This window comes from Streptomyces dengpaensis (assembly GCF_002946835.1).
Taxonomy (GTDB): domain Bacteria; phylum Actinomycetota; class Actinomycetes; order Streptomycetales; family Streptomycetaceae; genus Streptomyces; species Streptomyces dengpaensis.
Window position 1 is genome coordinate 5,536,343 of sequence record NZ_CP026652.1, and the last position, 22,979, is coordinate 5,559,321.

Annotated in this window: 19 protein-coding genes; 5 read left to right on the forward strand and 14 right to left on the reverse strand. The window is 69.7% G+C overall.

Annotated elements, in window-relative coordinates:
- Positions 1 to 15: 15 nt before the first annotated feature.
- The gene (locus C4B68_RS25720) at positions 16 to 1,788 is read right to left on the reverse strand and encodes an IucA/IucC family protein (RefSeq protein ID WP_099499432.1); all 1,773 of its coding nucleotides are present in this window, start codon (positions 1,786 to 1,788) and stop codon (positions 16 to 18) included.
- The gene (locus C4B68_RS25725) at positions 1,785 to 2,330 is read right to left on the reverse strand and encodes a GNAT family N-acetyltransferase (RefSeq protein ID WP_099499431.1); all 546 of its coding nucleotides are present in this window, start codon (positions 2,328 to 2,330) and stop codon (positions 1,785 to 1,787) included. The genes C4B68_RS25720 and C4B68_RS25725 overlap by 4 nt, the downstream gene beginning before the upstream one ends.
- Before the next feature lie 18 nt (positions 2,331 to 2,348).
- Between C4B68_RS25725 and C4B68_RS25730 the strand changes: the two genes are divergently transcribed.
- The gene (locus C4B68_RS25730) at positions 2,349 to 2,660 is read left to right on the forward strand and encodes a zinc ribbon domain-containing protein (protein WP_099499430.1); all 312 of its coding nucleotides are present in this window, start codon (positions 2,349 to 2,351) and stop codon (positions 2,658 to 2,660) included.
- A gap of 14 nt (positions 2,661 to 2,674) precedes the next feature.
- Here the strand turns inward: C4B68_RS25730 and C4B68_RS25735 are convergent, their stop codons facing one another.
- The 9 genes from C4B68_RS25735 to C4B68_RS25775 form a co-directional block, all read right to left on the reverse strand.
- The gene (locus C4B68_RS25735) at positions 2,675 to 3,952 is read right to left on the reverse strand and encodes a lysine N(6)-hydroxylase/L-ornithine N(5)-oxygenase family protein (protein WP_373682174.1); all 1,278 of its coding nucleotides are present in this window, start codon (positions 3,950 to 3,952) and stop codon (positions 2,675 to 2,677) included.
- Positions 3,936 to 5,417, reverse strand: coding sequence for a lysine decarboxylase DesA (desA, locus tag C4B68_RS25740; protein ID WP_099499428.1), 1,482 nt, complete (start codon positions 5,415 to 5,417; stop codon positions 3,936 to 3,938). Before desA ends, C4B68_RS25735 begins: the two co-directional genes overlap by 17 nt.
- Positions 5,418 to 5,593: 176 nt before the next feature.
- On the reverse strand, positions 5,594 to 6,451 hold the full coding sequence (locus tag C4B68_RS25745; RefSeq protein WP_099499427.1) for a siderophore-interacting protein: 858 nt from the start codon (positions 6,449 to 6,451) through the stop codon (positions 5,594 to 5,596).
- 42 nt (positions 6,452 to 6,493) lie between these two features.
- Positions 6,494 to 7,540, reverse strand: a complete 1,047-nt coding sequence (locus tag C4B68_RS25750; RefSeq protein WP_099499426.1) for an ABC transporter substrate-binding protein — start codon at positions 7,538 to 7,540, stop codon at positions 6,494 to 6,496.
- 217 nt (positions 7,541 to 7,757) lie between these two features.
- Positions 7,758 to 9,245 carry a peptidoglycan D,D-transpeptidase FtsI family protein gene (locus tag C4B68_RS25755; protein WP_099499425.1) on the reverse strand — a complete coding sequence of 496 codons (1,488 nt, stop codon included), beginning with the start codon at positions 9,243 to 9,245 and terminating at the stop codon, positions 7,758 to 7,760.
- 327 nt (positions 9,246 to 9,572) lie between these two features.
- Positions 9,573 to 10,733, reverse strand: coding sequence for an acyl-CoA dehydrogenase family protein (locus tag C4B68_RS25760; RefSeq protein ID WP_099499424.1), 1,161 nt, complete (start codon positions 10,731 to 10,733; stop codon positions 9,573 to 9,575).
- A gap of 6 nt (positions 10,734 to 10,739) precedes the next feature.
- Positions 10,740 to 11,684, reverse strand: coding sequence for a hydroxymethylglutaryl-CoA lyase (locus C4B68_RS25765; protein WP_099499423.1), 945 nt, complete (start codon positions 11,682 to 11,684; stop codon positions 10,740 to 10,742).
- Positions 11,681 to 13,705 carry an ATP-binding protein gene (locus C4B68_RS25770; protein WP_099499422.1) on the reverse strand — a complete coding sequence of 675 codons (2,025 nt, stop codon included), beginning with the start codon at positions 13,703 to 13,705 and terminating at the stop codon, positions 11,681 to 11,683. Before C4B68_RS25770 ends, C4B68_RS25765 begins: the two co-directional genes overlap by 4 nt.
- Positions 13,706 to 13,713: 8 nt before the next feature.
- Positions 13,714 to 15,330, reverse strand: coding sequence for a carboxyl transferase domain-containing protein (locus C4B68_RS25775; protein ID WP_099499421.1), 1,617 nt, complete (start codon positions 15,328 to 15,330; stop codon positions 13,714 to 13,716).
- Positions 15,331 to 15,427: 97 nt separating this feature from the next.
- On the opposite strand from C4B68_RS25775, the gene C4B68_RS25780 reads away from it, so the two are divergent.
- The 4 genes from C4B68_RS25780 to C4B68_RS25795 all read left to right on the forward strand — a co-directional run bounded on the left by C4B68_RS25780 (position 15,428) and on the right by C4B68_RS25795 (position 19,299).
- On the forward strand, positions 15,428 to 16,018 hold the full coding sequence (locus C4B68_RS25780) for an SACE_7040 family transcriptional regulator (protein ID WP_099499420.1): 591 nt from the start codon (positions 15,428 to 15,430) through the stop codon (positions 16,016 to 16,018).
- 176 nt (positions 16,019 to 16,194) lie between these two features.
- Positions 16,195 to 17,352, forward strand: a complete 1,158-nt coding sequence (locus C4B68_RS25785) for an acyl-CoA dehydrogenase family protein (RefSeq protein ID WP_099499530.1) — start codon at positions 16,195 to 16,197, stop codon at positions 17,350 to 17,352.
- Between the two features lie 102 nt (positions 17,353 to 17,454).
- Positions 17,455 to 18,321, forward strand: coding sequence for an acyl-CoA thioesterase (locus C4B68_RS25790; RefSeq protein ID WP_099499419.1), 867 nt, complete (start codon positions 17,455 to 17,457; stop codon positions 18,319 to 18,321).
- Positions 18,322 to 18,330: 9 nt separating this feature from the next.
- Positions 18,331 to 19,299, forward strand: a complete 969-nt coding sequence (locus tag C4B68_RS25795) for a cation diffusion facilitator family transporter (protein ID WP_099499418.1) — start codon at positions 18,331 to 18,333, stop codon at positions 19,297 to 19,299.
- Between the two features lie 62 nt (positions 19,300 to 19,361).
- Here the strand turns inward: C4B68_RS25795 and C4B68_RS25800 are convergent, their stop codons facing one another.
- From C4B68_RS25800 to speB, 3 genes are all read right to left on the reverse strand, one after another.
- Positions 19,362 to 20,150, reverse strand: coding sequence for a phosphatase (locus C4B68_RS25800; RefSeq protein WP_099499417.1), 789 nt, complete (start codon positions 20,148 to 20,150; stop codon positions 19,362 to 19,364).
- Between the two features lie 160 nt (positions 20,151 to 20,310).
- The gene (locus tag C4B68_RS25805; protein WP_099499416.1) at positions 20,311 to 21,996 is read right to left on the reverse strand and encodes a thiamine pyrophosphate-binding protein; all 1,686 of its coding nucleotides are present in this window, start codon (positions 21,994 to 21,996) and stop codon (positions 20,311 to 20,313) included.
- On the reverse strand, positions 21,993 to 22,961 hold the full coding sequence (speB, locus tag C4B68_RS25810) for an agmatinase (RefSeq protein WP_099499415.1): 969 nt from the start codon (positions 22,959 to 22,961) through the stop codon (positions 21,993 to 21,995). Before speB ends, C4B68_RS25805 begins: the two co-directional genes overlap by 4 nt.
- Positions 22,962 to 22,979 lie beyond the last annotated feature (18 nt).

Genomic DNA, 22,979 nt, shown 5'->3' on the forward strand with positions numbered 1-22,979 from the left:
TGAGCCCCGCCCGGTTCAGAGACCCGCGATGGGGTTCTTCAGGTTGCCGACCAATTGGAGGGCCCCGGCCGGGTCGGCGAGGTCCACCATCTGCTTGTTGTTGCGCAACTGGAGCCGGTTGAGGCAGGACAGCGCGAACTCGGGGGCGAACATGTCGTACTGCTTGAACTTGTCCGCGAGTTCGGGCGTGGCCGCCTGGTACTCGCGTACGACATCGGCGACCGTCCGCCAGAAGTCGTCCTCCTCCAGGACGCCCTCGGCGGCGAGGTTCGCGGCCAGGAAGCGGAAGAAGCAGTCGAAGACGTCCGTGAAGACCGACAGAAGCTTCGTGTCCTCCGGCACGTCCACGCGCAGCCGTTCGACCGCCGGCGGCAGCACCGCGTCCGGGTCCATGACCGCGATCTCCTCGGCTATGTCCTTGTAGATCGCGCGCTGTACGACGCCGTCCTTGAGGATGAGGATCACGTTCTCGCCGTGCGGCATGAAGACCAGGTCGTAGGCGTAGAAGCTGTGCAGCAGCGGGGTGAAGTACGCCCGCAGGTAGTAGCGCAGCCACTCCTTCGGGGCGAGGCCCGACTGTTCGATCAGCGCGCCCGCGAAGGACGCGCCCTCGTGGTCGACATGGACGAGGGAGGCCATGGTCGCGAGCGACTCGCCCTCCAGGAGCGACGGCACCGGGCTCTCGCGCCACAGCGCGGCGAGCATCTTGCGGTACGGCGAGTAGCGGTCCGTCGCCGCCTCGTACTCCAGGTGCCGGTAGCCGACCGCCGCCCGCTCACGGATGATCGACAGACCGGTCGACCTCAGCACCGGGTCGTTGTCGATGAGCTGGGCCAGCCAGTCGTTGATCGCCGGGGTCGCCTCCATGTACGCGGCCGAAAGCCCCCGCATGAAACCCATGTTGAGGACGGACAGGGCCGTCTTCACATAGTGCTTCCCGGGGTTCGACCGGTTGAAGAAGGTCCGGATGGACTGCTGGGCCAGATACTCGTCGTCGCCCTCGCCCAGGCAGACCAGGTGCCGCTGGGCGACCTCGGCCGCGAAGGTCACGGACAGCTTGTTCCACCACTGCCAGGGGTGGACGGGGATGAGGAGATAGTCGTCCGGGTCGAGGTCCTGCTCGCGCAGGATGACAGAGAAACGGTTCACTGTCTCATCGCCCAGCTCGTCCCGCAGGAAGGCCTCGTACTCGATGCCGACGCCCGCCGTGAACGCCGCCCGCGAGCGGTGCGCGGCCAGCCACACCAGCCGGACCGGGCTCGCGGTCTCGGGGGCGTACGCGAGGTACTCGTGCACCCCGAAGCCCAGCCGCCCGTTGTTGGCGACGAAGCAGGGGTGGCCCTCGGTCATGCCGGTCTCGATCGCCTGGAAGCCACTCTTCGCGAGTTCGGCGGACGGGATCTGCGGCTTGGTGAGCTTGAAGCAGGTGCCCGAGAGGGTGGAGGAGATCTCCTCCAGATAGACCGGCAGGATGTCGCCGCTCAGGCCGAGCGATTCCTTCAGTTCGATGAAGAAGTCGAGGGCGGCGACCGGGAGTTCACCGCCGTCGCGGTGCCGGGTGACCGACTCGGCGTCGATCTGCCAGTGGTCGAGGGCACGAAGGGTGGCGGTGAACCGGTAGCGGGTCAGCCCGTCGTCACTGCGTACCTCGTAACGGCTGTCCGGGAGACGCTCCGGCGTGATCAGCCGCTCGTGGGCGAACTCGGCGAGTGCCTTGCGGACGAGGAGGCGGTTGGCGTGGGCCCAGCGCTCGGGGGAGAGGTGGGCGACGGAGTCGGCGAGACTCATGCCGCCACCGCCTTCCGGAACTGCTCCCGCGTGCAGAAACTCAGCAACGCCGTCTTCTCCGGCTTCTGTATCTCCCGCTCGGGCACGAACCCGACGGCTTCGTTCAGGGCGTGCACCGCCTTGTTGCCGACGTCCGGTTCGACGACGACGCGTGCGGTGGCGGGGTCCTCGAAGAGGTGGGCCATCACGGCGGTGATCACGGCCCGGGTAAAGCCGTGCACGGGGGTGTCGGCCGGCGCGACCAGGAAGTGCATGCCGACATCGCCCGGCCGGGGCTCGTACAGGCCGACCAGTTCGCGCTGGGCCGGGTCGTACTTCTCCATGAGGAAGGCGGGCTCGCCGTCGTGCAGTCCGAGGAGGGCGTGGTGGTGCTCGGCGGCGGCGATCTCCATATAGGCGCGCTCGACGTCCTCGAGCTTGGCGTCCTGCATCATCCAGAAGGCGGCCTTGGGGTGGGTGACCCAGGCGTGCAGCAGCTCGGCGTCCTTCAGCGGGTCGAGGGGGCGGAAGGTGAAGGTGCCCACCTGTGGGCCGGTGGTCATGGGTGGCTCCTTGCGCGGATGGAGTACAAGTGCGCGTGGTACGGGCGCGAATTGGTGGTTGTTGACCGATTCCTTCCGACCAGCAAGACGTGCTCGGCGTGTGGCCTGCTTCGCGACGCGCTGCCCCTCGGAATCCGAATGTGGACATGTGAGGGCTGCGGCACCCAGCATGACCGGGACCACAACGCCGCACAGAACAGTGTGGCCGCCGGGCAGGCGGTGTCGGCCTGTGGAGGCCGCGTAAGTCCTCAACGGAGACCCTCCGGATGGGCAGCGGGCGATGAAGCAGGAAAGTCCATGGTGCGAGCCATGGGAGTCCCCGCACCCTGAGGGGCGGGGAAATGTCAAACGGCGAACTCCTGGAACGCGATCGTCTTCTCGACCGGGTAGTACTCGGTGCCGAGCAGCTCACGGATGATGTAGCTGTTGCGGTACGCGCCCATGCCCAGGTCGGGGCTGGTGATGCTGTGCGTGTGGACGCCGGCGTTCTGCAGGAAGACGCCCCGCCCGGTGACGTCGATCGCGTAGTTGCGGGCGACGTCGAAGCTGCCGTGGGAGTCGTAGCGCAGCCGGTCGCGTACGGGCTTCAGGAACTCCGGCTCGGCGTACTTGTAGCCGGTGGCCAGGATCAGGCCTTGCGACTCGACCTCGTAGTCCTTCTCCTGCTCCTCCTGCCGGAAGGACAGGGTGTACGTGCCGTTGTCGTACCGCGCGCTGTTCAGCGAGGAGTTGGTGAGGAGCCGGGTGGGGACCGGGCCGCCGAGGTTCTTCTGGTACAGCAGGTCGAAGATCTCGTTGATCAGGTCGCCGTCGATGCCCTTGAACAGGCCCTTCTGCTCGGCCGTGAGGCGGTGGCGGGTCTTCTCCGGCAGCGCGTGGAAGTAGTCGATGTACTCCGGGGAGGTCATCTCCAGCGTGAGCTTGGTGTACTCGAGGGGGAAGAACCGCGGGGAGCGCGTGACCCAGTTCAGCTGGTAGCCGTTGACGTCGATCTCGCTGAGCAGGTCGTAGTAGATCTCGGCGGCGGACTGGCCGCTGCCGACCAGCGTGATCGACTCCTTCTTCCGCAGCTCCTCTTTGTGCTGCAGGTAACGGGAGTTGTGGATGAAGTCGCCGCCCAGGCCCGAGCAGGCCTCGGGGATGTAGGGCGGGGTGCCCGTGCCGAGGACCAGGTGACGGGCTCGGAAGCTCTCGCCGGCCCCGGTCCGTACGACGTACACGTCGTCCTCGTACGTCACGTCCGTCACCGTCGTGCTGAAGCGGACGTTGCTCAGCTTGTCCGCGGCCCAGCGGCAGTAGTCGTCGTACTCGACGCGCAGCGGATAGAAGTTCTCGCGGATGTAGAACGAGTACAACCGCCCCTGGTCCTTGAGGTAGTTGAGGAAGGAGTACGGGGACGTGGGGTCGGCGAAGGTGACCAGGTCCGACATGAACGGGGTCTGGAGGTGGGCGCCGTCGAGGAACATCCCCGCGTGCCACGCGAAGTGGGGCTTCGAGTCCAGGAAGACGCCGTCCAGTTCGGCGATCGGCTCGGTGAGGCAGGCGAGGCCGAGGTTGAAGGGGCCGAGACCGATCCCTACGAAGTCGTACGTCTTATCCATGGCTTCAGGAAGCGCGGTCAAGGGAGTCTCCCAGGTACTGCTCGGCATGGCCGGCGATCAGATCGAGTACGGCGGTGATGTCGTCCACCGTGGTCTCGGGGTTGAGCAGGGTGAACTTCAGGTAGTGCCTGCCGCCGGCCTTGGTGCCCGCCACTACGGCGTCACCGGAGGCGAACAGAGCCTTGCGGGCGTACAGGTTGGCGCGGTCGATCTCGGCCGGGTCGGTGACGGCGGCCGGGATGTAGCGGAAGACGAGGGTGGACAGCGAGGGCCGTACGACGACGTCGAAGCGCGGGTCGGCCGCGAGGCGCTGCCAGCCTGCCTCCGCCAGCTCGCAGACCGCGTCGAAGAGTTCGCCGATTCCGTCGGCGCCCATCGTGCGCAGCGTCATCCACAGCTTGAGGGCGTCGAAGCGGCGGGTGGTCTGCAGGGACTTGTCGACCTGGTTGGGGATGCGTTCCTGCACCATGCGGCGCGGGTTGAGGTACTCCGCGTGGTAGGTGGCGTGGCGCAGGGTGGAGGCGTCGCGGACCAGCACGGCGGACGAACTCACCGGCTGGAAGAAGGACTTGTGGTAGTCGACGGTGACGGAGTCGGCGCGCTCGATGCCGTCGATGCGGTCGCGGTACTTGAGGGAGGCGAGGAGTCCGCAGCCGTAGGCCGCGTCGACGTGCATCCAGGTGTCGTACTGGGCACACAGCTCGGCGATTTCGGGCAGCGGGTCGATGGAGCCGAAGTCGGTGGTGCCCGCGGTGGCGACGACGGCCATGGGGACGAGGCCGTCGCGGCGGCAGCGTTCCAGCTCGTGGGCGAGCGTGACCGTCTGGATGCGCTGGTCGTGGTCGACGGGGACCGAGACGACGGAGTCCGCGCTCAGGCCGAGGAGTTTGGCCGACTTCTTGACGCTGAAGTGGCTGACCTCGGAGGCGAAGATACGCAGTCTGGCGAGGCTGTCCCCGGTGTCCCGCGCGGTGGTCTCCCAGTCTGCCCGCCCCGGCTTGGCCTCCTCGCGGGCAAGGAGCAGCGCCTGGAGGTTGGACTGGCTGCCGCCGCTGGTGAACACGCCGTCGGCGGTCGGGCCGAGGCCGACGCGCTCGTTCGTCCAGTCGATGAGCTTGCGCTCGATGAGGGTGCCGCCCGCCGACTGGTCCCAGGTGTCCAGGGAGGAGTTGACGGCCGAGAGGACGGCCTCGCCGAGCACGGCCGGGATGACGACCGGGCAGTTGAGGTGGGCGAGGTAGCGCGGATGGTGGAAGTAGACCGCGTCCCGGAGGTAGACCTCCTCCAGTTCGTCGAGGACCGCGGTCGTGTCGTGCAGCGGGCGGTCCAGGTCGATCTGCTCGATGCGGGGAGTGAGGGCGTCGACCGTGACACCCGTGAACGGGCCCTTGGTGGTGGCGAGTTTGGCCGCCACCCGCTCGACTCCTTCGGTCACGAAGCGGCGGTACCGCTCCGCGGTCGTGTCATTGAGCAGGTGCGAGCGCATGTGGGGGTCCTCCGTGCGGGAGAGTCCGAGCGGGACGAGAGAGGGCGGAGTCGCGATGTGTGACTTAGGTTAGCCTAGCCTAAGTTTGATCTCGACCTCGCCCAGCGTGTGTCTTCAGTGACCTACGCCTCTGTCGGATCGATGCGGAGGCGCTCCTGGCCTTCGAATCACTCGAACTATTCGCCCTGCTCGCGCAGTTGTTCCTCCGTCAGCCCGCGCCGCCAGTAGCCCACGAAGGTGACCCTCCTGCGGTCGATCCCGCGCTCGCGCACGAGATGCCGGCGCAACTCCTTCACCTGGCCGGACTCGCCCGCGATCCAGGCGTACGGCGCTTCGGCGGGCGGGAGTTGGGCGGCCCGTACGGCATCGAGGGCCATGGGGGACCCCTCGTCCCGTACGAGCCAGGTGATCTCGGCGTCGGCCGGGGTCGCCAAGTCCTGGATGTCACCGGCGTGATGGACCTCGAGCCAGGCGCGGACGCGGACGTTCACGGGCAGCGATTCGAGGATGGCGGAGGCGGCGGGTACGGCGGTGTCGTCGCCCCAGATCACGATGAGGTCGGTGTCCTCGGGCGGACGGAAACGGATCGCCCGGTTGTCCTCGACCGCCGGGCCGAGCAGGACGACACGGTCGCCCGGGGTCGCCCGGGACGCCCACAGGGACGCGGGGCCCGCGGGCGTCGCGGCGCCCGGCTCGACGCCGTGCAGCACGAAGTCGATGTCGATCTCGTCGGTCAGGCCCTGGGCGTTCCGCCGCAGCGCACGCAGGGTGTACGAGCGCATCACCGCCCGTACATCGTCCGGGAGTTCGCGCCAGGCCTGCCACCAGCCGTCGCCCAGTTCGATAGGGACGGCCGGCTCCCTCTGGCCCGGGTGCGGCAGGAACAGGGAGAGGCTCTGGTCGCGTCCGTCGGAGTGGAACGCGCTCAGGTCGGGCCCGGCGAAGGTCACCCGGGCCAGAGACGGGCCGAGCCGCCTCGTCCGTACGACCTGGAGGGAGAAGAAACGGAACGGGGCGGCTACGGCCGTCGTCATAAGTGCTCCTGAGTCATCGTCAGGGGATCACGGCAGGGGGTGTCAGGCGACCTTCTTGGCGTTCTCGATGGCCTCGGCGAGGTTGTCGAGGATCGGGGTGCACTTGTCGTAGGACAGGATCGGCTCGGGCGTGCGCGCGATGACCTGGCCGGCCTTGACGGCGGGCAGCTTCTTCCAGGTGGCCTCGGTGATGTCGGCCGGCTGGATGGTCGAGGTGCGGTCGTCCATGATGATGATGTCCGCCGGGTACTGGTCGACGTTCTCCCAGCTCAGGTTCTCGAACCAGCCGCCGCTGGCCTTGAGGGCCTTGGCCGACGGCTCGACGATGTTCACGCCGAGCGCCTTGAAGTACTCCAGGTCGATGGAGAGGTTCGAGCCGGAGACGTAGAAGATGTCCTGGCTCGCCGAACCGGCGAGGACCTTGATCTCGGGGCGGGCCTTGGCGGCCTTGCGCAGCCGCCCGGCGGCAGCCTCGAAATTCTTCTTCGCCTCGACGGTCTTCGCGGACTTCACATCGGCGCCGAGCGACTCGGCGAGCGCCAGCATGCGCTCCAGCGACTTGGGCATCTGCACGTCGTAGACGGAGATGCCGACGCTCGGGGCGAGCTTCAGGATCTTGGCCTTGGACTCCTCGGGGACGTACCAGAGGGTGCCCGCGTCGTCGTACATCGTCGAGATCAGCACGTCGGGGGCGAGGCCCGCGTACTTCTCGATGTTGAACTGGCCCCACTCGTTGCCGAGGATCGTCACCTTGCTGATGTCCATGTCGCCGGCCTGGACATCGGCCTTGCCGTCCTTGGTCTCGGTCGGGCCGAAGACGCCCTTGACCTCGATGCCGTAGTCGTAGAGCGCGGCGGCGGCACCGCTGAACGCGACGATGTTCGCCGGGACCTTGTCCGTCTTCACCGTCGTACCGCGGTCGTCCTTGAAGGTCCAGGGGCCGGACTTCGCGGCGGCGTTCGTCGCGTCCGAGCCACCGCTGTTCTTGTCTTCGCCGCCGCAGGCCGCGAGCACGGCTCCGAGGCCGAGGGCGCCGCCCGCGGCGAGGATGCCGCGGCGGGTGGGGTGGGTGGCACGGGCGTTGGGCATGAGAGGGCTGCTTTCGAACGGGGCGGAGCGCCCGCCGGACAATGTTCGAAGGTAGGTTAGCCTAACCTCAGCTGATGTCCAGAGGGTGCCCCGCGCGCCGCCCGCTTCGAGGGCTGGGTCCGGTGGGGCCCGTCTCCTCTCTCGCGCGCCGCACAGTCATGCCGCCGGCCCAAAGACGCTGGGCCGGCGGCATGGTGTCCCGCGGGTGTTGCGTGCTTCAGCGTTGCAGGACCGCCTGCATGACGCTGCGTGCGATGGGTGCTCCGAGACGGCCTCCGGAGATGTCCTCCCGGGAGATGTCCATGTCGGTCGGGTCGATGAAGACGGCCACCGCGACGGAGGCGCCGTCCGGGTTCTTTCCGTAGGAGACGAACCAGCCGTACGGCACCTCGTCGGCCACGTTGGCACCACGCTGGGCGGTGCCGGTCTTGCCGCCGACCGTGATGCCGTCGATCTGCGCGCGCTGGGCGCTGCCCTCCTTGGCGGTGAACTCCATCATCTGCTGGACCTTTTGAGCGGTTTCGGGGGAGACCGCCTGGCTCATCACCGCGGGCTGGGTCTTCTCCAGGGTGCCGAGGTCCGGGCCGCGGACCTCGTCGACGATGTACGGCTGCATCAGCTTGCCGTCGTTGGCCAGGGCCGCGGTGACCATGGCCATCTGCATCGGTGTACTGGTGAGGCTGCCCTGTCCCATACCGGTGAGCGCGGTACCCGGCTTGTCGAGGTTCTCCGGGTAGAGGCTCTTGGTGGCGAGCAGGTCGCCGAACTCCTCGGAGTAGACGTCCTTGTTGAAGCCGAACTTCTCGGCCGTCTCGCGCAGCTTGTCCTGGCCCAGTTTGGCCGCGGCGTCGAGGAAGACGTTGTTGCACGAGTACTGCATCGCGGTCTTCATCGACGCCTTGTTGCACACGGCGTCGCCCGCCTGGCTGCCGATCTTGTTCGTGGACTGCGGCAGGGGGTAGGGGGAGACGGCGTCCGAGCGGGCGTCGACGTCGGTGACGACGCCGTGCTCCAGCGACGCCGCCGCGGTGAGGATCTTGAACGTGGAGCCGGGAGGGTAGGTCTCCCGCAGGGCGCGGTTGGCCAGCGGCTTGCTCTTGTCCTTGCCGAGCGCGACGAACTTGTCGGACTCCTTGAACGTACTGCCCGCGAATACCGACGGGTTGTAGGAGGGCGCCGACACCAAGGCCAGCACCTTCCCGGTCTGCGGGTCCAGGGCGACCACGGCCCCCCGCGCGCCCTTCAGATCGGTCAGCCCGTCGTAGGCGGCCTTCTGCGCCTTCGGTTCGATGGTCGTGACCACCGAACCGGCGCGCCGGCCGTCGCCGGTGACGACGTCGGCGAACCGCTGGAAGGCCAGCCGGTCGTCCTGTCCCGTCAGGATCCCGTCGTACGTCCGCTCCAGCAGCGTCATGCCCTGCGCCTGCGACGCGTATCCCGTGACGGGCGCGTACATGGGCCCGTTGAGGTAGGTGCGCTTGAACTTGAGGTCCGTGCCCGACGTTTCGGTGGATCCGGTGACGGCCCGGCCACCGACGATGATGTCCCCACGGGGCGTGGCGAACTGCTCGATCTGAACCCGTCGGTTCTCCTGATCCGTCGCGAGTTCCGGGGCCTTGACGAACTGCAGCCAGTTCGCACGCAGCAGCAGGGCGAGCATCAGGAGCCCACAGAAGATCGCTGCGGCCCTCAGCGGCCTGTTCACCGGCACCCTCCGCCGGCATGCGGAAGCTCAGCGGCCTTCGTCGACAGGCCGTTGAGTCTGCTGGGCCCGACGGATATGGAGATGCGTCGTAGCAACATGTGAACACCCTAGACGACCATAGGAACCCCCGGTCGTCGCACCAGGCTCCTGCCGGCGCCGGACCAGGTGACTATGTCTCTCTATTTCGCCTTCACGCCTTCACTTGCGCGTGGCTGACCGCTTGAGCCGGTCAGGCCGTGTACTGCCTCACCGAGGCCTCCACCACGGCGGTCGGGGTGGAGGTCACCACGGCGGTCCGGGTGGAGGCCTCGGTCGGCGTCCGGCTCGTCAGCCCGTCAGCCCCAACTCCCGGGCGATCAGCATCCGCTGCACCTCGCTCGTGCCCTCCCCGATCTCCAGGATCTTGGAGTCGCGCCACATGCGGGCCACCGGGTACTCGTTCATGAAGCCGTAGCCGCCGTGGACCTGGGTGGCGTCGCGGGCGTTGTCGACCGCGATCGTCGACGAGTAGAGCTTCGCCAGGGCCGCTTCCTTCTTGAAGGGTTCGCCGGTGACCAGGCGGGAGGCCGCGTCGCGCCAGGCGAGGCGGGCCGTGTGGGCCTTCATCTCCATGTCGGCGATCTTGAACTGGATGGCCTGGTTCGCGCCGATCGGGCGGCCGAAGGCGTGCCGCTCCTTCGCGTACTTCACCGACTCGTCCACGCAGCCCTGCGCCAGGCCCGTCGCGAGCGCCGCGATGGCGATGCGGCCCTCGTCCAGGATGCGCAGGAACTGCGCATAGCCGCGACCCTCCTCGCCGAGCAGGTTCGTGGCGGGTACGCGCACGTCGGAGAAGGACAGCTCACGGGTGTCCGACGCGTTCCAGCCGACCTTCGAGTACGGGGCGGCGACCGTGAAGCCCGGTGTGCCCGAGGGGACGATGATCGAGGAGATCTGCGGCTTGCCGTCGGCCGCCCGGCCCGTGACCGCCGTGACCGTCACCAGTTCCGTGATGTCCGTGCCCGAGTTGGTGATGAAGCACTTGGTGCCGTTGATCACCCATTCGTTCGTCGACGCGTCCAGCCGGGCCGTCGTACGGGTCGCGCCCGCGTCCGAGCCGCCGTCCGGCTCGGTCAGGCCGAAGGCGCCCAGGATCTCGCCGGAGCACAGGCGGGGGAGCCACTCCCGCCTCTGGGCCTCCGTGCCGAAGAGGTGGATCGGCATCGCCCCCAGGGAGACGCCGGCCTCCAGGGTGATCGCCACCGACGAGTCGACCCGGGCCAGCTCCTCCAGTGCGATGCCCAGCGCCAGATAGTCGCCGCCCATGCCGCCGTACTCCTCCGGGAACGGCAGGCCGAACAGGCCCATGCGGCCCATCTCCCGCACGATCTCGTACGGGAACTCGTGCCGCTCGTAGAAGTCGCCGATCTTCGGCGCCACGACGTCGTGCGCGAACTCCTCGACGGTACGGCGGAGTTCTTCCAGCTCGGGGGACAGACGGTGGTCCATCGTTGATCACTGCTCCTTGTGGGAGAGGGCTCGGACGGTGCGGGACGGGCTGGGCCGGCCCAGTTGTTCGGCCATCCACACGCTGGTGGCGGTGAGACGGCCGAGGTCGACCCCGGTGTCGATACCGAGGCCCTGGAGCATCCAGACGAGGTCCTCGGTGGCGAGGTTGCCGGTCGCGGACTTCGCGTACGGGCAGCCGCCGAGGCCGCCGGCGGAGGCGTCGATGGTCGTGACGCCGTGTTCCAGCGCCGCGTAGGTGTTGGCGAGCGCCTGGCCGTAGGTGTCGTGGAAGTGCACACCGATGACGTTCGTCGGCACGCCCTCCTCATTGAGCATGGAGAGGAGTTCGAGCACATGGCCCGGGGTGGCCACCCCGATGGTGTCGCCGAGGCTCAGCTCGTCGCAGCCCATGTCCCGCAGCGCCGTGCAGACGCGGACGACCTGGTGGATGGGGACGTCGCCCTCCCAGGGGTCGCCGAAGGCCATGGAGACGTAGCCGCGCACCTGCTGGCCCTTGTCCTTGGCGCGGGCCACGACGGGCTCGAACACGGCCAGCGACTCGTCCACCGTCCGGTTGAGGTTGGCCTTGGCGAAGGACTCGGTCGCGCTGGCGAAGACGGCGATGTGCGTGGCGCCGAGGGCGAGCGCGCGGTCGAGACCCCGCCCGTTCGGTACGAGCACGGGCAGATGCACGCCCTTCAGGTCCCGTACGCGCGGGAACAGGTCCTCCGCGTCCGCCAGTTGGGGCACCCACTCCGGGCGGACGAAGCTGGTGGCCTCGACGGTGGTCAGGCCCGCGTCGGCCAGGCGCCGGATGAACTCCGCCTTGACCTCGGTCGGCACGGTCGCCTTCTCGTTCTGCAGCCCGTCGCGCGCGCCGACCTCGTAGATCCTCACCCGCTGGGGCAGATCCGAGGCCGGTACGACCATGGGCAGTCCCTGAACGGTCATTCCGCCTCCTCGTGCGGTGCGATCACGGCCAGCACCTGGTCCATGGCGACCGTCGTGCCCGGCGTGACATCCAGCTCGCTGACGGTCCCGGCGTGCGGCGCGGAGATGACGTGCTCCATCTTCATCGCCTCGACCACCAGCAGGCTCTGCCCGGCGGTCACGTCGTCGCCCACGGCGACCTTCACGACGGTCACCGTGCCGGGCATGGGTGCGGTGAGCGAGTCGGCCCCGGCATGGGCGGCGCCGCCGAGGGACGCGGCCACGGGGTCGTGGTCGCGCACGTGCCAGGCGTCGCCGTCGCGGCCCAGCCATGTGCCTGCCGGCAGGGCGGCGAAGGTGTGGGCGACACCGTCGAGCCGGAACGTGAACCGGGTCTTCGCTCCGGCGTCCGGGCCCGCTGCCCCCTGGAGCGGAGTCTCCTGGCCGTCACGCAGCAGCTCGACGCCGCCGCCCGCCGTGCCGCGCACGCGGACGGTCACCGGATCGTGCCCCGGCACCTGCAGGTGGTGGGGTGTCCAGGCGGGTTCGCCGCCCAGGCGCCAGCCGTCCGGTACGGAGAACGGATCGACCCAGATGGAGGAGCCCTTCGGGCGGAGGGCGGCGTGGCGCAGCATCGCTGCCGCCGCGTACACCTCGTCCGGTACGCCGTCCGGGACCAGCGCGTCGGCCTCCCGCTCCACCAGTCCCGTGTCCAAGTCCCCCGCCTCCACGGCCGGATGGGCCAGCAGCCGCCGCAGGAACCCCGCGTTCGTGGGCACCCCCAGCGTCACCGTCTCCGCGAGGGCCGCCCGGAGCTTGCGCAGCGCGGTCGCGCGGTCGGGCCCGTACGCGATGACCTTGGACAGCATCGGGTCGTACAGCGAACCGACCTCCGTGCCCTCGCTCAGCCCCGAGTCGGTGCGGACGCCGTCGCCCTGGGGCTCGTGCAGTGCGAGCACCGTCCCGCCGGACGGGAGGAACCCGCGCGCGCCCGCTTTAATGGACACGGTCTCCGCGCAGATGCGCGCCTCCACCGCGTGCCCGGTGAGCGTGATGTCCCGCTGCTCGTACGGCAGATGCTCGCCCGCCGCCACCCGCAGCTGCCACTCCACCAGGTCGAGACCCGTGATCAGCTCGGTGACCGGGTGCTCGACCTGGAGGCGGGTGTTCATCTCCATGAAGTAGTACGACGACGGGTCACCGCCCGGCACGATGAACTCCACCGTGCCCGCGCCCTCGTAGCCGCAGGAGCGGGCCGCCTGGACCGCCGCCTCGCCCATCGCGGCGCGGGTGCCGGCGTCGAGGAGCACGCTCGGCGCCTCCTCGATGATCTTCTGGTGGCGGCGCTGGAGGGAGCACTCGCGTTCGCCCAGGTGCACGACCGTGCCGTGGCCGTCCGCCAGGACCTGGATCTCGATGTGGCGGGGGCGGTCGATCCAGCACTCGACGAGCAGGGTGTCGTCGCCGAAGGAGGCGCGGGCCTCGCGGCGGGCGGCGGCGATCTCGTCGGCCAGTATCGAGGCGTCCCGCACCAGTCGCATGCCCTTGCCGCCGCCGCCCGCGCTGGGCTTCAGCAGCACCGGCATGCCGATCTCGCGGGCGGCGTCGGCCAGCTCCGCGTCCGTCAGGCCGCTGCCGGACGAGCCGGGAACGACCGGCACCCCGGCCGCCTTCACCGTCTCCTTGGCGCGGATCTTGTCGCCCATGAGGTCGATCGCCTCCGCGGGCGGTCCGATGAAGACCAGCCCCGCGTCGGCGCACGCGCGCGCGAAGGACGCGTTCTCCGCGAGGAAGCCGTACCCGGGGTGCACGGCCTGCGCGCCCGTCCGCGCCGCCGCCTCAAGGAGCCGCTCCACGGACAGATAGCTCTCGGCCGCCGGCGCCGGACCGATCCGTACCGCCGTGTCCGCCTCGCGGACGTGCCGGGCGTCGGCGTCCGCGTCGGAGAAGACGGCCACCGAGCGCACGCCGAGCGACCGCAGGGTGCGGATGACCCGTACGGCGATCTCGCCCCGGTTGGCCACAAGGACTGTCTCGAACATTCCCACCCTCACATCCGGAAGACGCCGAACTGGGGGTCACCCAGCGGGGCGTTGGCGCACGCGGTCAAGGCGAGTCCCAGCACCTGCCGGGTCTCCATCGGGTCGATCACACCGTCGTCCCAGAGCCGGGCCGTCGCGTAGTAGGCGTTCCCCTGGCGCTCGTACTGCGCACGGATCGGGTCCTTGAAGGCTTCCTCGTCCTCGGCGGGCCAGGATTCCCCGCGCGCCTCCAACTGGTCGCGCTTGACGGTCGCGAGGACCGACGCGGCCTGCTCGCCGCCCATCACGGAGATCTTGGCGTTGGGCCACATCCACAGGAAGCGCGGTCCGTACGCCCGGCCGCACATCGAGTAGTTGCCCGCGCCGTACGAGCCGCCGATCACGACCGTCAGCTTCGGGACCCTCGTGCAGGCGACCGCTGTCACCATCTTGGCGCCGTGCTTGGCGATGCCCCCGGCCTCGTACTGGCGGCCCACCATGAACCCCGAGATGTTCTGCAGGAACAGCAGCGGGATGCCGCGCTGGTCGCACAGCTCGATGAAGTGGGCGCCCTTCTGGGCCGATTCGGAGAACAGGATGCCGTTGTTGGCGACGATCCCGACCGGGTGGCCGTGGATCCGGGCGAAGCCCGTCACCAGCGTCTGCCCGAACTCCGCCTTGAACTCGGCGAACCGCGAACCGTCGACCACGCGCGCGATGACCTCGCGTACGTCATAGGGGGTGCGGGAGTCGACCGGCACCGCGCCGTACAGCCCGTACGGGTCCACCTTCGGCTCGGCGGACGGCTCCATGGACCAGGGGAGCGGGCCGCGCGCGGGGAGCGTGGCCGCGATGTTCCGGACGATCCGCAGCGCGTGCGCGTCGTCCTCCGCGAGGTGGTCGGTGACGCCCGACACGCGCGCGTGGACCTCGCCGCCGCCCAGCTCCTCGGCGGTCACGACCTCACCTGTGGCGGCCTTCACCAGCGGCGGCCCGCCGAGGAAGATCGTGCCCTGATTGCGCACGATCACGGCCTCGTCGCTCATCGCCGGGACATACGCGCCGCCCGCCGTGCAGGAACCGAGCACGGCCGCGATCTGCGGGATGCCGGCGCCCGACATCCGCGCCTGGTTGTAGAAGATCCGCCCGAAGTGCTCGCGGTCGGGGAAGACCTCGTCCTGCATGGGCAGGAAGGCCCCGCCCGAGTCGACCAGGTACACACAGGGGAGGCGGTTCTCGAGGGCCACTTCCTGGGCGCGCAGGTGCTTCTTCACCGTCATCGGGTAGTACGTGCCGCCCTTGACGGTGGCGTCATTGGCGACGATCACGCACTCGCGGCCGCTGACCCGCCCGATCCCGGCGATCACTCCGGCGGCCGGTGCCTGCCCGTCGTACATCCCGTCGGCCGCGAGGGGCGCCAGCTCCAGGAAGGGCGAGCCGGGATCGAGGAGCGTGTCCACACGGTCCCTCGGCAGCAGCTTGCCGCGCGCGGTGTGCCGGGCGCGGGCCTTCTCGCCGCCGCCGAGCCGGGCCGTGGCCAGCTTGCGGCGCAGCTCCTCGCCCAGCGCGCGGTGCGCCGCCTCGTTGGCCCGCCAGGCCTCCGACGCGGGGTCTGCCGCGCTCGTCAGCTCCGGTGCCTCGTGCATCCTGCGGTCCCCTCACCCAGTGGTCCACCAGTTAATGAGCGTTAACGCATTTCCTTCAGGTTAACGACCGCTAACCTCCCTGTCTAGAATTGCTTCCATGGCCACGAGAACCGACGCCCCCACCCGTCGCGAGCAGATCCTCAAGGAAGCCGCCCGGCTCTTCGCCGAGCGCGGCTTCCACGGCGTTGGAGTGGATGAGATAGGAGCGGCCGTCGGCATCAGCGGCCCCGGTCTCTACCGGCACTTCGCCGGCAAGGACGCGATGCTCGCCGAGCTACTGGTGGGGATCAGCGGGCAACTGCTCACGGGCGGCAAGCGCCGGGTGGCGGAGGCCGACGGGAACCCCGAGACGCTCCTCGACTCGCTCATCGAGGGGCACATCGACTTCGCACTCGACGACCGCCCCCTGATCACCCTGCACGACCGCGAGCTGGACCGCCTCCGGGACAGTGACCGCAAGCTCGTACGGCAGCTCCAGCGGCAGTACGTCGAGCTGTGGGTGGAGGTCGTGCGCGAGGTGTATCCGGGGCTGGCGGAGCCCACCGCCCGCTCCGCCGTGCACTCGGTCTTCGGGCTGCTGAACTCGACGCCGCACCTGGGGCGGCCGGGCTCGCTGCCGGGGCGTGCGGGGACCGCCGCGCTCCTGCACCGGATGGCGCGGGGGGCTTTCGCGGCGGCTGGGGAGTGATGAGCGTCTCGCCGGCCTGATGCCTCTGGACGGCCGTAGTGACCGGCCGGTAACGTGATACCTGAGCAAGCGCTTAGCCATGGGTCCGCAACCATCAATTGAGGAACCCGGGCGGCGAGCAACCAGGTACGCGAGAGCGGCGGCGGATCAGCCGCAGGGAAGGGGCGGTGGCGGTAGTGCGCCGTACTGTGTTCAACGAGGACCACGAGGCGTTCCGGGAGACCCTGCGGGCCTTCATCGAGGCCGAGGTCGTTCCCGTCTACGACGAGTGGTTCGCCGCCGGCCAAGCGCCGCGCGACTTCTACTACAAGCTCGCCGAGCTCGGTGTCTTCGGCATCCGCGTCGACGAGGAGTTCGGCGGCGCCGGCATCGACTCGTACAAGTTCGAAGCCGTGATGTACGAGGAGACCGCCCGCGCGGGCGTCCACTTCGGCGGCTCCGGCGTGCACGTGCTGCTCGGCCTGCCGTACATCAAGATGCTCGCCAGCGACGAGCAGAAGAAGCGGTTCCTGCCGAAGTTCGTCTCCGGTGAGGAGATGTGGGCCCTCGCGATGACCGAGCCGGGCACCGGCTCCGACCTCGCGGGCATGAAGACCACCGCCAAGCTCTCCGAGGACGGCACGCACTATGTCCTCAACGGCGCCAAGACCTTCATCACGGGTGGCGTCCACGCCGACCGCGTGATCGTCTGCGCCCGCACCTCCGCGCCCACCGCCGAGGACCGCCGCTTCGGCATCTCCCTCTTCGCCGTGGACACCAGGTCCGAGGGCTACTCCGTCGGCCGCAAGCTGGACAAGCTCGGCCTGAAGACCTCCGACACCGCCGAGCTGGCGTTCGTCGACGTCAAGGTCCCGGTCGAGGACCTCCTCGGCGAGGAGAACAAGGGCTTCTCCTACCTCGGCCACAACCTGGCCTCCGAGCGCTGGGGCATCGCCTTCGGCGCGTACGCGCAGGCCGCGGCGGCCGTCCGGTTCGCCAAGGAGTACGTGCAGGAGCGCACCGTCTTCGGCAAGCCGGTCGCCCACTTCCAGAACACCAAGTTCGAGCTGGCCGCCTGCCAGGCCGAGGTGGACGCCGCGCAGGCCGTCGCCGACCGCGCCCTGGAGGCCCTGGACAAGGGCGAGCTGACGCCCGCCGAGGCCGCCAGCGCCAAGCTGTTCTGCACCGAGGTCGCGCACCGCGTCATCGACCGCTGCCTCCAGCTGCACGGCGGCTACGGCTTCATGAACGAGTACCCGATCGCCCGCCTGTACGCGGACAACCGCGTCAACCGCATCTACGGCGGCACCAGCGAGATCATGAAGTCGATCATCGCCAAGGACATGGGCCTGTAGGACGTCGGACGACGTCGCCCCGTCGTGTGATTTTCAACCAGATGTCTACTCGTGGGTAACATTCGGCGGCCTGGCGTAACACGAGGCTGGGAGACTCATCCCATGAGTAAGGCACTTCAAGGTCTCCTCGATCTGCTCGACCTTGAGCAGATCGAGGAGAACATCTTCCGCGGCCAGTCCCGGTCCGCCGTCGTCCCACGCGTCTTCGGCGGACAGGTCGCGGCCCAGGCGCTCGTCGCCGCTGGGCGGACGGTTCCCGAGGACCGTCTCGCCCATTCCCTCCACGCGTACTTCCTGCGCATCGGCGACCCCGGCGCGCCCATCGTCTACACCGTCGACCGCATGAACGACGGCCGTTCCTTCACCACCCGCCGCGTCGTCGCGGTCCAGCACGGGCAGCCGATCTTCGCCCTGTCCGCGTCCTTCCAGAAGTACGAGGAAGGCTTCGACCACCAGGTCCCGATGCCGGCCTCCCCGGACCCGGCCACGCTGCCCACGTCCGAGGAGCGGTTGAGCGGGTACGACCACCTCGACCACCACGTCGTGGACAAGTTCCTGGAGGCCCGCGAGGCCGTCGACCTGCGGTACGTCGACGAGCCGCCGTACGGCAGGTTCGGCGAGCCGCGCGAACCGCACTCCCAGGTGTGGTTCCGCACCAACGGCAAACTCTCCGACGACCCCCTCCTGCACGTCGTGCTCGCCACCTACGTCTCCGACATGACGCTCCTCGACTCCGTCCTGCTCGCGCACGGCCGCGGCGGCTGGGCCGTCGGCGACGTCGTCGGGGCCTCCCTGGACCACGCGATGTGGTTCCACCGCCCGTTCCGGGCCGACGAATGGCTGCTGTACGACCAGGAGTCGCCGTCCGCGTACGGCGGCCGCGGCCTCGGCCAGGCCCGCATCTACACGCAGGACGGACGGCTCGCCATCTCGGTGATCCAGGAAGGCGTGGTCCGCGCCCCTCGGTAAGACTGAGGCATGACCGAAAACGCGCAGGACGGCGGCGGCGGGAGCATCTTCACGGTGATCGTCGCCGCCGTCGCCAATCTCGGCATCGCGGTCGCCAAGGCGGTCGCCGGCGTCATCAGCGGGTCCAGCGCGATGCTGTCCGAGGCCGCGCACTCCGTCGCCGACACCGTCACCGAGGTACTGCTGCTCACCGCGCTCAAGCGCAGCGACAAACCGGCGGACGAGGACCATCCGCTGGGCTACGGCCCGGAACGCTACATCTGGGCGATGCTGGCGGCGGTGGCGACGTTCGTGGGCGGCGCGGTGTTCTCCCTGTACGACGGTATCCACACCCTGGTCATGGGCGAGGAACTCGGCAACCCCCTCATCTCGTACATCGTGCTCGCCGTCGCCTTCGTCCTGGAGGGCTACTCCCTGAGGACCGGCATGCGCCAGGCGCGAGAGGAAGCGAAGCGCACCGGTGCACCTCTCGAGCGCTATCTCCGCCGCACCCCCGACACCGCGCTCAAGGCCGTCGTCATGGAGGACTCGGCCGCGCTGGTGGGCCTGCTGCTCGCCGCGGGCGGCCTGCTGGCCGGCCAGCTCACCGGCTCGGGCGTCTGGGACGGCATCGCCGCGCTGTGCATCGGCCTCCTGCTCCTGTACGTCGCCTGGGTCCTCGGCCGCGCCAACGCGGACCTGCTCATCGGCCGTCCCCTCCCCAAGCCCACGCGGGACGGGATCCGGGCCGAACTGCTGGCCGTGGAGCACGTGGAGGCCGTACTGCAGCTGACGACGCTGGTGCAGGGCCCGCACAAGGCGCTGGTCGCGGCGAAGATCGACTTCAGGGACGTGTCGACCGCGGCGCAGGTCGAGTGGGCCTGCGAACAGGCCGAACAGCGGCTGCGGGCCGCGTACCCGGCGGTGACCCGGGTGTACCTGGACCCGACGCCGGGGTATGCGCAACGGCGGCAGGAAGGGCTGAACCCGTGGCCGTGAGACCCGGTGGGTGATCCGGGGGCCGCCCGCGCGGAGCCGGCCCCGGGATCGACGGCCGCACCCTAGGCCAGGTCCGCCGCGGACAGCAGATAGGCCGTCATCGGGTCGTAGAACCGCGGGCTCGTGACGTGGTCGTCGAGCGGAATGGTCACCTGGACGGTGCCGTCGGCCTCGGCGAGGAACAGGGCGGGGTCGTTGCAGTCGGCATACCCGATGGAGTCGATGCCCTGCTGGCCGGCGCGCCCTGCCCACCCGTGGTCGGCGAAGACCAGGTCGGGAAGCGGGCGCCCCTCACGCTCGAGGCCGGCGAGGATCGCACGCATCGGCTCACCCGAATGGGTGTGCCAGAGGGTGGCACCATGCTCCAGCACGGCGACGTCGGCGAACTGCATGACGTACCCCTCGTCGGTCTGCAGCCCGTCCGGGATGACGACGATCTCGCAGCCGGCGGCACGCAGGGCGGCCGCCGTGGCGCGATGCACGTCGAGCAGCCCACCGGGGTGACCGGTCGCGAACAGCACCCGCTGCTTCCCGGCCGCCGCCTTGCGCAGCCGCGCCGCGGCCCGGTCCAGGGCGTCCACGGTCAGTTCCGGGTCGATGGTGTCCTGCCCGTACCGGTACTCCGGGTCGTCGCTCACACCGCACCGCTCCGCCATCACCGCGAGGACGTCCTGCTCGTCGGTCCAGCGGTCACCGAGCTCCAGGCCGAGCCAGAAGTGGCGGTCGCCGTTCGCGAGCTTGCGGTAGTGGGAGAGGTTGTTCTCGCGGGGCGTGGCGACATCGCCCGCGATACGGGTCCGTACGAGATGGTCGACAAGCTCGGCGCGGCTGGGAGTCCCGGGTATCGGCATGCCTCCCATTGTGCCGGTGCGCCGCGCAAGCCGGGCCGATGTCCCGAGCGCTGGGATACGCGTCACTCGGAGTTACGTTGCCCGAGTGGCCTCCGGGTTCCCCGTGACCGCCGCGCGCCGCGGACGGCCCCAAGTCGGCGGGGCGTCCGCGGCTTTCCCCTCAGCCCAGATGCGTCGGCGCGAACATCCGCAGGACGGCGGGGAGTACGACCACCGAGGGGCCGGGCGTGGCCAGGGCCCTGGCGAGGTCCTCCTCCAAGGTCTCGGGAGACGTGTGGATGCCCGGGACGCCGAAGGACTCGGCCAGGGCCACGTAGTCCGGGCGGGACAGTTCCGTCGCCGTCGACTGGCCGAAGGCGTCCGTCATGTACTCGCGGAGGATGCCGTAGCCGCCGTCGTCGACGATGAGCCAGGTGACGTTCAGGCCGTACTGCCTGGCCGTCGCCAGTTCGGCGATGGAGTACAGGGCTCCTCCGTCGCCCGAGACCGCCAGCACCGGTCGCGTCGGGTCGGCCGCCGCCGCGCCCAGCGCCGCCGGGAAGCCGTAGCCGAGGCCGCCCGCGCCCTGGGCCGAGTGCATGGTGTTCGCCCCGCGTGGGTCGAAGGCGGACCACGCCCAGTAGGCGAGGATCGTCATATCCCAGAAGGACGGGGACGAGGACGGGAGCGCCCGGCGTACCGACGCCAACACGTCCTGTTCCAGGGCGAGTTCCTGAGAAGCGATGCAATCGGCGACCTTCGCGAGCAGCGTTCGTACGCGGTCCGGTGCCGTGTCGTCCGCCCGCTCCGACACCGTCTCCAGCAGCGCCTGCAGGGCCAGGCGCGCGTCCGCGTGGATGCCGAGTGCCGGGTGGTTGGACTCCAGCTTGCCGAGGTCGGCCTCGATCTGGATCACACGGCCGCGGGGCTTGAACGTGTGGTAGTTCGAGGAGAGTTCGCCGAGGCCCGAGCCGACGACCAGGAGTACGTCCGCGTCCTCCAGGAAGTCCGTGGTGTGGCGGTCCTCCAGCCAGGACTGGAGGGAGAGGGGGTGCGTCCACGGGAACGCGCCCTTGCCGCCGAAGGTCGTCACGACCGGTGCCTGAAGCTTCTCCGCGAGCTGCCGCAGCTTGCCCGACGCGTCCGCTCGTACGACGCCTCCGCCCGCGATGATCGCCGGGCGCTCGGCGTGGGACAGCAAGTCTGCGGCCACCGCCGTCAGTTCGGGGCGCGGGACCACGTCCTCCGGCGTCGCGTCCATCGCCGTGACCACCGGCAGGTGCGTTGCGGCGAGGAGGACGTCCTGCGGGATCTCCACCCACACCGGGCCGTGCGGAGCCGTCAGCGCCGACTTCCACGCCTCGGCGATCGCCGAGGGGATCTGCGACTGCGTACGGACCGTGTGAACCGACTTCACCACGCCCCTGAACGAGGCCGACTGGTCCGGGAGTTCGTGCAGGTAGCCATGCCGGCCGCCGCCCAGACCCGCCGTCGGGATCTGGCTGCTGATCGCCAGGACGGGCGCGGAGGCCGATGCCGCCTCCTGCAACGCCGCCAGCGACGTCAGCGCGCCCGGCCCCGTCGACAGCAGCAGCGGAGCCGCCTCACCGGTGATCCGGCCGTAAGCGTCCGCCGCGAACCCGGCGTTGTTCTCGACGCGCAGGCCGATGTACCGGAGCGAAGACCGGCGCAGGGCGTCGAACATGCCCAGCGCGTGCTGGCCCGGCAGGCCGAAGACGGTCGTCGCACCGAGACCGGAGAGGGTCTCCACGACCAGGTCTCCGCCGTTGCGGCCGGGGGGAGGGTTCAGCGCGGCCTCCGTCTGCGCGGCGGACGGACGGAGTACCAGGTCGTGGTCGTGCGTCACTTCGCGCGGGCCTCTGCAATCTGGCGGGACATGATGGTCGTCAGCTCGTAAGCCGTGTGGGACGCCGCCACCGCCGTGATCTCGGCGTGGTCGTAGGCCGGGGCGACCTCCACGACGTCGGCCGAGACCAGGTTGCAGGACGCCAGCCCCCGCAGGATCTCCAGGAGTTCGCGGGAGGTCATGCCGCCCGCCTCGGGGGTGCCGGTGCCGGGCGCGTGCGCCGGGTCGAGGCAGTCGATGTCGATGGAGATGTACAGCGGGCGGTCGCCGATGCGCTGGCGCAGCTGGTCGGCGACCTCGTCCGCGCCGCGACGGTAGATGTCGGCGGACGTGACGATGCCGAAGCCCATCTTCTCGTCGTCGGTGAGGTCCTGCTTGCCGTACAGCGGGCCGCGGGTGCCGACGTGCGAGAGGGCCTCCGTGTCCAGGATTCCCTCCTCGACCGCCCGGCGGAACGGCGTGCCGTGCGTGTACTCCGCGCCGAAGTACGTGTCCCAGGTGTCGAGGTGCGCGTCGAAGTGGAGGAGGGCCACCGGCCCGTGCTTCTTCGCGACGGAGCGCAGAAGCGGGAGGGCGATGGTGTGGTCGCCGCCCAGCGTCATCAGCCGGGCGCCCGTCCCCAGCAGCTCGTCCGCGGCGGCCTCCACCGTCTCCACGGCCTCGTTGATGTTGAACGGGTTCGCCGCTATGTCACCGGCGTCCGCGACCTGCGCGAGGGCGAACGGGGAGGCGTCCTGCGCCGGGTTGTAGGGGCGCAGCAGCCGGGACGCCTCGCGGATCGCGTTGCCGCCGAAGCGGGCGCCCGGCCGGTACGAGACGCCGGAGTCGAACGGCACGCCGACCACGGCGACATCGGCGGTGCCGACCTCGTCGAGGCGCGGCAGCCGGGCGAAGGTCGCGGGACCTGCGTACCGCGGAATCCGGGAGGAGTCGACGGGCCCGCGGGGCATCTCGTTGCTGCTCATTTCTTTCCTTGCCTTCTT

Excerpts from the sequence above, each read along its gene's own strand:
- C4B68_RS25720 (WP_099499432.1), bottom strand. The coding sequence starts at position 1,788 with ATGAGTCTCGCCGACTCCGTCGCCCACCTCTCCCCCGAGCGCTGGGCC.
- C4B68_RS25725 (WP_099499431.1), bottom strand. The coding sequence starts at position 2,330 with ATGACCACCGGCCCACAGGTGGGCACCTTCACCTTCCGCCCCCTCGAC.
- C4B68_RS25730 (WP_099499430.1), top strand. The coding sequence starts at position 2,349 with ATGGAGTACAAGTGCGCGTGGTACGGGCGCGAATTGGTGGTTGTTGAC.
- desA (WP_099499428.1), bottom strand. The coding sequence starts at position 5,417 with ATGCGCTCGCACCTGCTCAATGACACGACCGCGGAGCGGTACCGCCGC.
- C4B68_RS25745 (WP_099499427.1), bottom strand. The coding sequence starts at position 6,451 with ATGACGACGGCCGTAGCCGCCCCGTTCCGTTTCTTCTCCCTCCAGGTC.
- C4B68_RS25750 (WP_099499426.1), bottom strand. The coding sequence starts at position 7,540 with ATGCCCAACGCCCGTGCCACCCACCCCACCCGCCGCGGCATCCTCGCC.
- C4B68_RS25760 (WP_099499424.1), bottom strand. The coding sequence starts at position 10,733 with ATGGACCACCGTCTGTCCCCCGAGCTGGAAGAACTCCGCCGTACCGTC.
- C4B68_RS25765 (WP_099499423.1), bottom strand. The coding sequence starts at position 11,684 with ATGACCGTTCAGGGACTGCCCATGGTCGTACCGGCCTCGGATCTGCCC.
- C4B68_RS25770 (WP_099499422.1), bottom strand. The coding sequence starts at position 13,705 with ATGTTCGAGACAGTCCTTGTGGCCAACCGGGGCGAGATCGCCGTACGG.
- C4B68_RS25775 (WP_099499421.1), bottom strand. The coding sequence starts at position 15,330 with ATGCACGAGGCACCGGAGCTGACGAGCGCGGCAGACCCCGCGTCGGAG.
- C4B68_RS25780 (WP_099499420.1), top strand. The coding sequence starts at position 15,428 with ATGGCCACGAGAACCGACGCCCCCACCCGTCGCGAGCAGATCCTCAAG.
- C4B68_RS25790 (WP_099499419.1), top strand. The coding sequence starts at position 17,455 with ATGAGTAAGGCACTTCAAGGTCTCCTCGATCTGCTCGACCTTGAGCAG.
- C4B68_RS25795 (WP_099499418.1), top strand. The coding sequence starts at position 18,331 with ATGACCGAAAACGCGCAGGACGGCGGCGGCGGGAGCATCTTCACGGTG.
- C4B68_RS25800 (WP_099499417.1), bottom strand. The coding sequence starts at position 20,150 with ATGCCGATACCCGGGACTCCCAGCCGCGCCGAGCTTGTCGACCATCTC.
- speB (WP_099499415.1), bottom strand. The coding sequence starts at position 22,961 with ATGAGCAGCAACGAGATGCCCCGCGGGCCCGTCGACTCCTCCCGGATT.